We start from the raw sequence: 10,532 nt of genomic DNA, 5'->3' as shown, positions 1-10,532 counted from the left end.
GGCGCTGAGCAGCACGAAGAACAGGACCCGCAACCGCCACGGATTCAGGCCGACGCCGCGCGCATGGTTCTCATCGAAGAACACCAGCATCATATCCTTCCATCGAAGCCCCAATACAGCCAGCGAAACCGCTGCGATGAGGATGACCTGGGTTACATCCTCGTCGGAGATTGCGAGGATGTTGCCGAGTACGATGGACTGGATGTTTACGGAGGTCGGACTGATCGACGCAATCAGCAGCCCGCCAGCGAACAGCGTTGTAAAGACAAGGCCGATCACGGCGTCCTCGCGAAGTTGCGTCACGCGCCGCACCAAGGTGATGCCGAGTGCGGCGATGAGGCCGGAGGCGAATGCGCCGGCGGCATAGGGAAGGGCCAGCATGTAGGCGGCCGCAACGCCCGGCACCACCGAGTGGGCAAGCGCGTCGCCCATCAGGGCCCAGCCCTTGAGTATGAGATAGCAGGACAGGAACGCGCAGACCATGCCGACCAGGGCGCTGACCCAGATGGCCTTGGCCATGTAGTTGTAGGTGAAGGGTTCCAGCAGGATGTCAATCACGGGGCTGGCGATCCGCTGTCGGGCTTCATCATCTTCTCTTGATCGCGCTCGCCGTAAAGCACCAGAGGGCGCTCGTCATCGGTCAGCACGGTCAGGTGGCGAGCGTCGGGGTCGTCGTGAAGATCGGCGCCGCCGAGGCGTAGATGCCTCAGCACGCCGCCAAAAGCTTTCGCAAGATTGGCTTGCGTAAACGTTGTCTCTGTCGGTCCGAAGGCCAGCACCGTCTTGTTGAAGATGACGACATGGTCGCAGAAATTGACGATGCTGCCGAGATTGTGCGTCGACACCAACATCAGCTTGCCGTCGTCGCGCATCGACCGAAGGAGATCGATGATCGCTGCTTCGGTCTGCACGTCGACGCCGGTGAACGGCTCGTCGAGCAGGATGATCTCGCCGCCCTGCGCCAGAGCGCGCGCCAGGAACACGCGCTTCTTCTGGCCGCCGCTCAGTTCGCCGATCTGGCGCTTGCGAAAATCGGTCATGCCGACCCGTTCCAGCGCCGCGTCGACCGCCATGCGATCGGCTCTGCGTGGGATACGCAGAAAATTCATGTGGCCATAGCGGCCCATCATGACGACATCTTCCACCAGCACCGGAAAGTTCCAGTCGACATCCTCGCTCTGCGGCACATACGCTACCAGGCCGCGCTTCAGCGCTGCGTGGACCGGCAATCCGGCGATAAGCACTGTTCCGGTCGACGGCGTCAGGAAGCCCATCAGCGCCTTGAACAGCGTCGATTTGCCGGAGCCGTTGACGCCGACCAGCGCGCAGATGGTGGAGGCGCCGAGCCTGAAAGAGGCGGAGTGTACGGCCGTGACCCCGCTTGAATAGCTGACGGTGACGTCGTCCACGTCGATGGAGGCAACGACCCGGCCGCTACCGGTCGATGTTCGATCATGGCTGCCCTGGACGCTGTCCGGAGCGAGCGCGGTGCGAACCCCGGTCACCCGCCGAACCCCTGGACGATAGTCTCGACGGTGGTTTCGAGAAGCTTCAGATAGGTCGGAACCGGGCCGTCTTCCTCGCTCAGCGAATCGACGTAGAGAACGCCTCCATAGGTGGCTCCGGTTTCGCGCGCGACTTGCTTGGCCGCCTTGTCCGAAATGGTGCTTTCGCTGAACACCACCGGAATCTTGTTCTCGCGCACCAGGTCGATGAGCTTGCGCGCCTGTTGCGGAGTGCCTTGCTGGTCGGCGTTGATCGGCCACAGATAGGCTTCGCGCAGATCGAAGTCGCGTGCCAGGTAGCTGAAAGCGCCTTCGCTTGTAACCAGCCAGCGTTGGTCCGTGGGGATCGCCGACAGGCGCTTGCGCATGGGCTCGTCGATTGCCTTGATCTTTTCCGAATAGGCGGCGGCGTTGGCGGCATAGACCTGGGCGTTTGCCGGATCCGCCTTGGACAGCGCCTTGCGGATGTTCTCGACATAGATGAGGGCGTTCTTCGGCGACATCCACGCATGCGGATTGGGCTTGCCTTCGTAGGGCCCCTCCTTGATCCCCATCGGCTCGACACCGTCCGTGACGACGGCGCTCGGCACGTTCTTCACGTTGTCGAAGAATTTCTCGAACCAGCGTTCGAGGTTCATGCCGTTCCAGAGCACGAGGTCGGCCGATTGCGCCTTCACCACGTCGAGCGGCGTCGGCTGATAGTCGTGGATTTCGGCGCCGGGCTTGGTCACCGACTCTACGATTGCCGCGGTCCCGGCTACGTTTTGCGCGATATCCTGGATGATCGTGAACGTCGTCACGACGCGCAGAACCTTCCCTGCCGCAGGCTGGGTCTCCTGTGCCATGACCGGAACGAGGCTCGCCATCGTCGCAAAACCGATGGCCACAAGGCCGCCAAGCGCCCGCAGCATCGTCCTGCGGGTTGGGGAAGCAGAAACAGTCATCGGATGCCTTTCGACTGGAGTTGATCGTCGCCCATGCGCTGCTCACGTCATGCTAATGCGTTTGATTTGCATCTAATATTGCAGTTGCAACTGATTTGCAAGTAGCTAATTGCAGTCGCGTGGCAACGCGGCTAAGTATGGCGGATGAAAGCGGATAACGACCTTTTCGAGCGATTCCGGAGCAATTTGAAAGCCGCCGGTGTCCGGATGACCGAACAACGCAAGGTGATCTTGCGGCTGCTGGCGGATGCGCACGACCATCCGGACGCGAACGAATTGTATTCTCGTGCCCACCAGATCGACGGCAGCATTTCCTTGTCGACCGTCTACCGGACGTTGCGGCTCCTGGAGGAGAAAGGCGCCATCCAGCGTCATGCCTTCGACGAGGGCCGCGCCCGGTTCGAAAACGCGGACCGTGAACATCACGACCATCTCATCGACCTCGACACCGGTCAGGTGATCGAGTTCCGTTCCGACAAAATCGAGAAACTGCAGGCCGAGATAGCGTCGGAGCTTGGCTTCGAAATCGTCCGCCACAAGCTGGAACTGTATGTCAGGAAACGCGCCAAATAGCGTGGTTTCTGGTCGTCACCATGCTGATCCGGGTCTGATCGCGGCGGGCAAGACGCCGCCGGCTCAGACCGTCCAGAAATAGCGCACAATGTGAAAGAAGACAGGCGCGGCGAAGACCAGGCTTGTCGGTGCGGTCCATCATGCCGCCATGGCCTTCGATCAGATGGCCCCAGTCCTTGACGCCCTGGTCGCGCTTGATGGCCGAGGCGACCAACCCGCCAAGAAATCCCATCGAGCAGGCGACGAAGGCCACGGCCGCCGCCTGCAGCGGCGAGAAGGGCGTGCCGATCAGGCCTTCCCAGGTTTTCGACGGCGAGACGTTCGGCGAAAAACGGTGTTTTCCAAAGAGCTTGCCGAAGATGCCGAACATGCCGCATTTGTGCACCAACGCTCGGGCATGGCTAAAAACTTTAGGCTTGAAATAAATTTGGTCTGGTGCAATTCTCAATCGTCAGTCGAGAGCGTGGGAGGTCTCGCTGTGCCAAATGCCGGTCGCATATTCGATCGCGCCGGGTGCTGCCGCATATGCCGGATGACCAGCCCGGCGTCGGCGCAAAGCCTCCCCGCAAGTTGCGTATTCAAACACACGCACGGCGACAAGACCGTGGCAACGAGCATCTAGGGGACAGCCGCAGAATGCTTGGACCGTCAGCGCATATCGACACGTTCACGCGCGACAACCTTCCGCCCGAGGAACAGTGGCCGAACTTCCTGCTCGATGGCTTCGACTACCCCGAATACCTTAATGCCGGTGTCGAACTGACCGACGTCTGGTCGAAAAGGGTCTGGGTGACCACACCGCGCCGATCGGCAATGGCCGGGCGCTGGCGCTTCAATCATGTCACCACAGTCGAACGCATCATCGGCATGAAACGCAGCACCGGCGGCACGTCGGGCGCTTCGTATCTGAAGAGATGCTGGAGGTTGAACTGTTCACTGAACTCTGGAAAGTTCGCACCCGGCTCTAAAGCTATTTTATCTATATTGAAAACACTGGGAAGGAGAGAAAAATGAAGAATATCCTGGCATCCAGCATGTTCGCTTTGTCGCTGGCCACATCTGGCCTTGCCTATGCCGAACCCGTCAAGATCGGCGTCATCACCACGCTTTCGGGCGGCGGTGCGGGTCTCGGCGTCGACATGCGCGATGCCTTTACGCTGGCGATGAAACAGTCCGGCAACAAAGATGTCGAACTGGTCATCGAAGACGATGCCCAGAAGCCCGAGATCGCGGTGCAGCTCGCCGAAAAGATGATCCAGAGCGACAAGGTCGACCTGCTCACCGGTATCATCTGGTCGAACCTGGCGATGGCGGTGGTGCCCAACGCGGTGGCGCAGGACGTCATCTATTTGTCGCCCAATGCCGGCCCGTCGGCCCTTGCCGGCGCCAAGTGCAACAAGAACTATTTCAACGTCGCCTACCAGAACGACAATTTCCATGAGGCGATGGGTCAGTACGCCAACAAGGACTACAAGAAGACCTTCATCCTCGCGCCCAACTACCCGGCTGGCAAGGATTCGCTGACCGGCTTCAAGCGCTACTACAAGGGCGAGCTGGCAGGCGAGGCCTACACCCAGATCGGCCAGGCCGACTACGCCGCCGAGATCGCCCAGATCCGCGATTCCGGTGCCGACTCGGTGTTCTTCTTCCTGCCTGGCGGCATGGGCATTTCCTTCATGAAGCAGTACGCCCAGTCGGGCGTGAACATCCCGGTCATGGGTCCTGGCTTCTCCTTCGACCAGGACATTTTGCCCGCGGTTGGCGACGCAGCCCTTGGCGTCAAGAACTCGGCGAGCTGGTCCAGGGACCTCGACAACGAAGCCAACAAGCAGTTCGTCGAGGCCTTCAAGGCCGAATACAATCGCCTGCCCTCAATCTACGCCGCCCAGAGCTGGGATACGGCGAACCTGATCCTGTCTGCGCTGTCCAAGGCCAGTGTTAAGGACAAGGACGCGTTCCGCGCGGCCCTCAAGGCAGCCGATTTCAAGTCGGTGCGCGGCGAGTTCACCTTCAACACCAACAATCATCCGGTCCAGAACATCTACGTCCGTGAGGTGGTAAAGGAAGGCGATGTCTTGACCAACAAGATCATCGCCACCGCCTTCGAACACCACAAGGACGCCTATGCCGACCAGTGCAAGATGTAGCCCAAGGCTGCATCCGCTTTGCTAAAGTGCCGGCCTCGTCATCGACGGGGCCGGGGCCGCGGCGAGGCCGCATCGCCGTATCTTGCAGCGGCTTGCTTCGGCATTCCCCGCCTTGAACCACAGTCCGGATCGTTCATTTGTCCATCGCCCTTCTGATCGAACAACTTCTCAACGGGCTGCAGCTCGGAGTGATGCTGTTCCTCATGGCCGCCGGCCTGACGCTGATCTTCGGAGTCATGGGCCTGATCAACCTCGCCCATGGCTCGCTCTACATGGTCGGCGCCTTTGCCTGTGCCACGGTCGCCGCCGCCACTGGTTCGTTCTGGATCGGTCTGGTGGCGAGCCTGATCGCTGCGGCAGCCGCCGGTGCGGTCATGGAGATCGTTGTCATCCGCAGGCTTTATGAGCGCGACCATCTTGACCAGGTGCTGGCGACGTTTGCGCTGATCCTGATCTTTTCGGAAGGCACGCGCTGGCTGTCTGGCTCGTTTCCGCTTTATCTCGACATCCCACCGCTGCTGCAAGGCGCGGTGCCCCTGCCCGGCGGTGGCCAGTACCAGCTCTACCGCCTCGCCATTATCGGCGTCGGCATCGCCGTTGCTGTGGGGCTCTATCTGCTGATCTCGCGCACCCGTCTCGGCATGCGCATCCGCGCCGGCGAATCCGACCGCGAGATGATCGCAGCCCTCGGCGTCGACATCCGCACGCTCTACACTGTTGTCTTCGCGCTAGGTGCTGCCCTTGCCGGCCTTGCCGGCGCGCTGGTCGGTGCGCTGCAATCGGTGCAGGTCGGCATGGGCGAGCCAGCACTCATCCTCGCCTTCGTGGTCATCGTCATCGGCGGCATCGGCTCGATCAAGGGTGCGCTGTTCGGTGCCATCCTCGTCGGCCTCGTCGACACGATGGGCCGCTTCCTCCTGCCCAAGGCGCTGGCGTTGATGATGCCGACGGCACAGGCCGGGCTGATCGGTGCCTCACTCGCCTCCATGCTGATCTACATAGTCATGGCCCTGATCCTCGCTTTCAGGCCAAGCGGCCTGTTTGCGGCGCAGTCGTAAGGGCCACCATGAGCCGCGAAACCATCATCAATATACTGCTGGCACTTCTGCTGCTAGCGATCCCGTTCAGTGCGTCTGCAATGGGCGAGCAATTCTACGTCACGCTTGCCACGCGCATTACGATCCTTGCGCTCGCTGCTGTCGGGCTCAACATCGCGCTTGGTCTTGGCGGGCTGGTATCCTTTGGCCACGCCGCCTTCTTCGGCCTTGGCGGCTATGCCGCCGGCATCCTGGCGACCCATGCCTTCAACGCCGAACCGCTGTTGTTTGGCCTGCAAGGCACGACCTCGATGCTGGTCATCTGGTCGGTGGCTATCCTGGTTTGCGGCCTTGTCGCCTTGCCGATCGGCGCGATCAGCCTGCGCACGACGGGCGTCTATTTCATCATGATCACGCTCGCTTTCGCGCAGATGATCTACTACTTCGCCATCTCCTGGCCGGCCTATGGCGGCGAGGACGGGCTGTCGATCTATGTCCGCAATGGCTTTCCCGGTATGAACACGGCGCAGTCCCTGACCTATTTCCTGATCTGCTATGTCGTGCTGATGGCAGCACTTGGTCTGTTCTGGCTGCTGCGCGGATCGCGCTTCGGTGCCGCATTGCAGGCGGCACGGCAGAACGCGACCAGGCTGTCCGCCGTCGGCATCGCACCCTTCAACATCAGGCTCGTTGCCTTCGCCATCTCTGCCATGGTCACAGGCCTCGCCGGCGCGCTGTTTGCCGATCTCAACCGCTTCGTCAGCCCCTCGATGCTGTCCTGGCACATGTCGGGCGAGCTGATCGTGCTCATCATCCTTGGCGGCAAGGGTCGGCTGTTCGGCCCGGTTGCGGGCGCGATGCTTTACGTGCTGTTCGAATTCGCGCTTGGCGGCTTCACCGAACGCTGGCAGTTCTTCCTTGGCCTGATCCTGCTCGGCGTCGTTTTGTTCGCGCGCGGCGGGCTGCTTGGCCTTTTGGCTGGAGAGGCGCGTCATGGCTGAGCTGGTCCTCGAAATACGCGATCTCAAAAAGACTTTCGGCGCGCTGAAGGCCACCGACGGCGTCAGCCTCGATCTCAAGCCGGGCGAAATCCACGCGCTGATCGGCCCCAATGGAGCCGGTAAAAGCACGCTGATCCACCAGATCTCGGGCTCGCTCCGGCCAGACAGCGGCAGTATCCGCTTTCTCGGCCAGGATATGGCCGGGCTCGACATGGCGGCCCGCGGGCGGCTTGGGCTCGGCCGCAGCTTCCAGATCTCATCACTCGCGCAGGAGTTTTCCGCGCTGCGCAATGTGATGCTGGCGGTGCAGGCACGCCAGGGAACGAGCTTCCGCTTCTTACGCCCCGTGATGAGCGACAAGAGCCTGACAGAACCGGCGATGGCGATGCTGGAGCGCGTCGGCCTTGCCGGGCGCGCCTACGTGCCAGCCGCTGAGCTGTCGCATGGCGAACGCCGTCAACTCGAAATCGCCATTGCGTTGGCCCTTGGATCGAAGGCCTTTTTGTTCGACGAGCCGATGGCCGGCATGGGGCCAGACGGATCGAAAGCGTTGACGAAATTCCTCGACGGCCTGCGCCACGAAGCGCCGATCCTGCTCGTCGAACACGACATGGATGCCGTCTTCGCGCTTGCCGACCGTATCTCGGTCCTCGTCTATGGCCGCGTCATCGCCACCGGCACGGTGGACGAGATCCGCAACGATCCCGAAGTGCGCCGGGCCTATCTCGGAGAAACTGCGTGAGCCTGCTGGAACTCAACGGCGTCGAAACCTTCTACGGCGCATCGCAGGCGCTGTTCGGCGTCTCGCTCGACGTCAGGGCGGGTGAGGTCGTGGCGCTCATGGGCCGCAACGGCATGGGCAAGACGACGACGATCAATTCCATTCTCGGCCTCGCGAAACCGCGCTCAGGCTCGATCAGCTTTGGCGGCCGCCAAGTCGCCGGCATGCGCCCGCACCGCATCGCGCGCCTTGGCCTGGGTCTGGTGCCGGAGGGAAGGCGCTGCTTTCCCAATCTGACCGTACTGGAGAACCTGCTGGCCGCAGCACGCGGCAGCGCGTGGACATTGGAAAAAGTTGTCGAGCTGTTTCCGCGTCTCGGCGAACGCCGCGACCAATATGCCGGTACACTGTCGGGCGGCGAGCAGCAGATGGTAGCCATCGGCCGCGCGTTGATGACCAATCCGAGCCTGCTCATTCTGGACGAGGCGACCGAGGGTCTGGCACCTGTGATCCGCCAGGACATCTGGGCAGCAATCCGCAAGCTCAAGTCGAGCGGACAGTCGATCCTTATCGTCGACAAGACGCTTGCCGAGCTTCTACCTGTGGCCGACCGCTGCTTCGTTCTGGAAAAGGGCATGACCGTCTTCGAAGGCACGCCCGAGGCGCTGACGCCAGAAATTCAGGACCGCTATCTCGGCGTATGAAAAAGGGTGTCAAACGGCTTCCAAACTGACCCGGCGCGGTGCTGTTGCTGGCCAGCGATCTTCTGGCCCGAACGCTGCTGCTGCCGCAGGAGCTGCCGATCGGCATCATCACCAGCTCCGTCGGCGCGTTCTTCGTCGTCACCATGCTGATCCAAAACCGGCTCTGAGCGCGCCAATGAACCGCTCTTGCAACAGGCCGCCGGCTCAGACCGTCCAGAAATAGCGCACGATGTGGAAGAACACCGGGGCGGCGAAGACCAGGCTGTCGGTGCGGTCCATCATGCCGCCATGGCCTTCGATCAGATGGCCCCAGTCCTTGACGCCCTGATCGCGCTTGATGGCCGAGGCGACCAGCCCGCCGAGAAATCCCATCGAGCAGGCGACGAAGGCCACGGCTGCTGCCTGCAGCGGCGAGAAGGGTGTCACGAAGGATAGCAGCGCGCCGAGCAGGCTCGCCGACACCAGTCCGCCGATCAGCCCTTCCCAGGTTTTCGACGGCGAGACGTTCGGCGAAAAACGGTGTTTTCCAAACAGCTTGCCGAAGATGTACTGCAGCACGTCGCTGCCTTGCACGACGATGATCAGGAACGCGATCAGCAGCAGGGTGCGGCCTTCGAAGCCCGGCACCTCGAGTGTCAGCAGGGCAGGGACATGGCTGACGCAATAGACCGAGATCATCACCGCCCATTGCTGCGCGGCGATGCGCTCGAGGAAGCGTTCAGTGTCGCCATGCAGCGCCGTGATGGCCGGCATCAGCAGGAAGCAATAGACCGGAATGAAGATGACGAAGAGCCCGTACCAGGCGGTCCACACCAGCCAATATTGAAACGGTATGATGATGCCGAACATGCCGAGCAGCACCCAATGGTCGCTGCGGCGGGGGTGCGTCAGCGTCACGAATTCGCGCAGCGCGGCGAAGGAGATCAGAGCGAACAGGATGGTCATCCCGTAACGCCCGAAGAAGAAGGCGACCGTCATCAGCGCCACCATCACCCACCAGGCGTTGATCCGCTGGCTGAGATTGACCAGCGTTGAGCTAAGCGGCTTCGGCGCTCGCGCCGAAAGGATGGTCGCGACGATGCTGGCGGTGGTCAAAACCGCCAGCAGGCCGATGATCAGAATGGAGATTTCGTGGCGCATCAATCGTCTCGCTCGGGACGCGGGTTGAGCGCCAGAAGCGCGGCGTGGGCGCGTTCGAGGAAGGCGCGGCGTTCTTCGCCCGGACCGATCGCCACCGGCGCGCCGAAGACGACGCGGCACAGCAGCGGCACCGGCAGGAACTGGCCCTTGGGCAGCACGCGCGACATGTTCTCGATCCAGCACGGGATCAGCTCGACCTGAGGCCGCGCCGTCGACAGATTGTAGAGCCCGGAGCGGAAGGCCAGCAGCGGCTCTTCGGTCATGTTGCGTGTGCCTTCGGGAAACAGGATCAGCGAGTGGCCCTGGTCGAGAACCGACAGCATGATCTCGATCGGGTTTTCCTCAGGTCTCGTCCACTGCCGGTTGATGAGCACCGACGACAGCATGTCCTGCGCGATGAAGCGGCGCAGCCGCGACTTCCCCCAATATTCGCCTGCGGCAACAGCATGGGTGATCGCGCGCTCGCTTTCGCTGAGACAGGCCGACAGCAGGATAAAGTCGCCATGGCTGGTGTGGTTGGCGAAATAGATGCGCTGGCGGTCGGAGGGCAGGCTGCCGTTCCAGATCGGACGCACGCCCGTCACCATCCGGGCCAGCGCCGAGAGGCCGACGGAGGTTACCGTCTGCAGCAAGGTGAAGGTCTTGAGCGAAAGCCTGTTCATCGCGGCGCCCAAAACCCTGACGCCAGAAGTGCTGCGGCGAACAGAGCCAGGGCGGCGCGATGAACAGGCTTTCGCTCAAGACCTTCACCTTGCTGCAG

11 protein-coding genes and 4 pseudogenes are annotated in these 10,532 nt (G+C 61.9%); 9 read left to right on the top strand and 6 right to left on the bottom strand.

What is annotated here, in order from left to right:
• The 3 genes from EN984_RS09295 to EN984_RS09285 form a co-directional block, all read right to left on the bottom strand.
• Nucleotides 1-558, bottom strand: a 558-nt coding sequence (locus EN984_RS09295; RefSeq protein ID WP_164765417.1) for an iron chelate uptake ABC transporter family permease subunit, incomplete at its 3' end; no start/stop codon positions are given.
• The gene (locus EN984_RS09290; RefSeq protein WP_206517197.1) at nucleotides 555-1,415 is read right to left on the bottom strand and encodes a manganese/iron ABC transporter ATP-binding protein; all 861 of its coding nucleotides are present in this window, start codon (nucleotides 1,413-1,415) and stop codon (nucleotides 555-557) included. The genes EN984_RS09290 and EN984_RS09295, both read right to left, overlap by 4 nt.
• Nucleotides 1,416-1,501: 86 nt before the next feature.
• A complete protein-coding gene (locus EN984_RS09285; RefSeq protein ID WP_127267059.1) occupies nucleotides 1,502-2,371 on the bottom strand; it encodes a metal ABC transporter substrate-binding protein in 870 nt (289 codons plus the stop codon).
• Between the two features lie 222 nt (nucleotides 2,372-2,593).
• On the opposite strand from EN984_RS09285, the gene EN984_RS09280 reads away from it, so the two are divergent.
• On the top strand, nucleotides 2,594-3,022 hold the full coding sequence (locus EN984_RS09280) for a Fur family transcriptional regulator (protein WP_023813521.1): 429 nt from the start codon (nucleotides 2,594-2,596) through the stop codon (nucleotides 3,020-3,022).
• 63 nt (nucleotides 3,023-3,085) lie between these two features.
• Here EN984_RS09280 and EN984_RS09275 read toward each other — a convergent pair.
• Nucleotides 3,086-3,383, bottom strand: a pseudogene (locus EN984_RS09275) (phosphatidate cytidylyltransferase); the annotation flags it as partial.
• Between the two features lie 275 nt (nucleotides 3,384-3,658).
• On the opposite strand from EN984_RS09275, the pseudogene EN984_RS38180 reads away from it, so the two are divergent.
• The 8 genes and pseudogenes from EN984_RS38180 to EN984_RS09235 form a co-directional block, all read left to right on the top strand.
• A pseudogene (locus EN984_RS38180) lies at nucleotides 3,659-3,843 on the top strand (2-aminobenzoate-CoA ligase); the annotation flags it as partial.
• A gap of 1 nt (nucleotide 3,844) precedes the next feature.
• Nucleotides 3,845-3,990 (top strand): annotated as a pseudogene (locus EN984_RS09265) (tryptophan 2,3-dioxygenase family protein); the annotation flags it as partial.
• A 42-nt stretch (nucleotides 3,991-4,032) separates the two neighbouring features.
• Nucleotides 4,033-5,169, top strand: a complete 1,137-nt coding sequence (locus tag EN984_RS09260) for an ABC transporter substrate-binding protein (RefSeq protein WP_127270513.1) — start codon at nucleotides 4,033-4,035, stop codon at nucleotides 5,167-5,169.
• A gap of 137 nt (nucleotides 5,170-5,306) precedes the next feature.
• On the top strand, nucleotides 5,307-6,227 hold the full coding sequence (locus EN984_RS09255; protein ID WP_127270515.1) for a branched-chain amino acid ABC transporter permease: 921 nt from the start codon (nucleotides 5,307-5,309) through the stop codon (nucleotides 6,225-6,227).
• 8 nt (nucleotides 6,228-6,235) lie between these two features.
• On the top strand, nucleotides 6,236-7,207 hold the full coding sequence (locus EN984_RS09250) for a branched-chain amino acid ABC transporter permease (protein ID WP_127271623.1): 972 nt from the start codon (nucleotides 6,236-6,238) through the stop codon (nucleotides 7,205-7,207).
• On the top strand, nucleotides 7,200-7,949 hold the full coding sequence (locus EN984_RS09245) for an ABC transporter ATP-binding protein (RefSeq protein WP_127271621.1): 750 nt from the start codon (nucleotides 7,200-7,202) through the stop codon (nucleotides 7,947-7,949). The genes EN984_RS09250 and EN984_RS09245 overlap by 8 nt, the downstream gene beginning before the upstream one ends.
• Nucleotides 7,946-8,632: an ABC transporter ATP-binding protein gene (locus tag EN984_RS09240; RefSeq protein ID WP_127271619.1), complete on the top strand. Its 687-nt coding sequence runs from the start codon at nucleotides 7,946-7,948 to the stop codon at nucleotides 8,630-8,632. Before EN984_RS09245 ends, EN984_RS09240 begins: the two co-directional genes overlap by 4 nt.
• A gap of 32 nt (nucleotides 8,633-8,664) precedes the next feature.
• Nucleotides 8,665-8,799, top strand: a pseudogene (locus EN984_RS09235) (iron chelate uptake ABC transporter family permease subunit); the annotation flags it as partial.
• Nucleotides 8,800-8,836: 37 nt separating this feature from the next.
• Here the strand turns inward: EN984_RS09235 and EN984_RS09230 are convergent.
• Both EN984_RS09230 and EN984_RS09225 read right to left on the bottom strand, forming a co-directional pair.
• A complete protein-coding gene (locus tag EN984_RS09230; RefSeq protein WP_127383711.1) occupies nucleotides 8,837-9,772 on the bottom strand; it encodes a phosphatidate cytidylyltransferase in 936 nt (311 codons plus the stop codon).
• Nucleotides 9,772-10,434, bottom strand: coding sequence for a lysophospholipid acyltransferase family protein (locus EN984_RS09225; protein WP_127267052.1), 663 nt, complete (start codon nucleotides 10,432-10,434; stop codon nucleotides 9,772-9,774). Before EN984_RS09225 ends, EN984_RS09230 begins: the two co-directional genes overlap by 1 nt.
• Between the last annotated feature and the right edge of the window lie 98 nt (nucleotides 10,435-10,532).

The organism is Mesorhizobium sp. M7A.F.Ca.CA.004.12.1.1, assembly GCF_003997835.1.
GTDB lineage: Bacteria > Pseudomonadota > Alphaproteobacteria > Rhizobiales > Rhizobiaceae > Mesorhizobium.
The sequence above is the reverse complement of the archived record's forward strand: the minus strand, read 5'-3'. Positions and strand labels throughout refer to the sequence as shown.

Excerpts from the sequence above, each read along its gene's own strand:
- EN984_RS09280 (WP_023813521.1), top strand. The coding sequence starts at position 2,594 with ATGAAAGCGGATAACGACCTTTTCGAGCGATTCCGGAGCAATTTGAAA.
- EN984_RS09245 (WP_127271621.1), top strand. The coding sequence starts at position 7,200 with ATGGCTGAGCTGGTCCTCGAAATACGCGATCTCAAAAAGACTTTCGGC.
- EN984_RS09225 (WP_127267052.1), bottom strand. The coding sequence starts at position 10,434 with ATGAACAGGCTTTCGCTCAAGACCTTCACCTTGCTGCAGACGGTAACC.
- EN984_RS09230 (WP_127383711.1), bottom strand. The coding sequence starts at position 9,772 with ATGCGCCACGAAATCTCCATTCTGATCATCGGCCTGCTGGCGGTTTTG.
- EN984_RS09250 (WP_127271623.1), top strand. The coding sequence starts at position 6,236 with ATGAGCCGCGAAACCATCATCAATATACTGCTGGCACTTCTGCTGCTA.
- EN984_RS09285 (WP_127267059.1), bottom strand. The coding sequence starts at position 2,371 with ATGGCGAGCCTCGTTCCGGTCATGGCACAGGAGACCCAGCCTGCGGCA.
- EN984_RS09260 (WP_127270513.1), top strand. The coding sequence starts at position 4,033 with ATGAAGAATATCCTGGCATCCAGCATGTTCGCTTTGTCGCTGGCCACA.